The organism is Gaiella occulta, assembly GCF_003351045.1.
GTDB lineage: Bacteria > Actinomycetota > Thermoleophilia > Gaiellales > Gaiellaceae > Gaiella > Gaiella occulta.
The window spans coordinates 1-691 of the sequence record NZ_QQZY01000033.1; the positions used below are offsets into that span (position 1 = coordinate 1).

Annotated in this window: 1 protein-coding gene; it reads left to right on the forward strand. The window is 68.9% G+C overall.

What is annotated here, in order from left to right; all coding sequences use genetic code 11:
* A partial coding sequence (locus tag Gocc_RS15595; protein ID WP_181813757.1) for a transposase occupies nucleotides 1-691 on the forward strand: 691 nt, incomplete at both ends.

Consider the following 691-nt stretch of genomic DNA (forward strand, 5'->3'; position numbering starts at 1 on the left):
CAGCGCTGGCTGATCGTGTTCGTCGACGGCTTCGACTTCGCCGGGCACACGATGGTTGGTGCGCTCGGTGTCACCGCGGACGGGACGAAGGTGCCGCTCGGGGTGGTCGAGGGGTCAACCGAGAACGCGACCGTCGTCCGCGGCCTGATCGGCAACCTACGCGACCGCGGCCTCGACGCCTCGCAGGGGATCCTCTTCGTGATCGACGGCGGCAAGGCACTCGCGAAGGCGATCAAGCAGGTATTCGGCGAGCAGGCCGTGATCGCCCGCTGCCGCGTGCACAAAGAACGGAACCTGCTCGACCACCTCCCCGAGACCGAGCGGCTGTGGGTGCGCCGCAAACTCCGCGCCGCCTGGACGAACCCGAACGCCGCCGAAGCCGAAGCCGCGCTTCGTGCGCTCGCCGCACAACTCGCCAAGGTCAACCCCGACGCGGCCGCGAGTCTCCGCGAGGGCCTCGCCGACACGCTCACCGTCACCCGGCTCGGTATCACCGGCTCGCTGCTGAAGACGGTGATGAGCACCAACCCAATGGAGTCGATGATCGAGATCGTCCGTGACCACGCGCGCAACGTGAAGCACTGGCAGCGAGGTGACATGCGGCTCCGCAGGGCAGCCGCCGGCATGCTCGCCGCCTCCACCCAGTTCCGTCGCGTCAAGGGCTATCGGCAACTCCCCGCTCTCGCCGCCG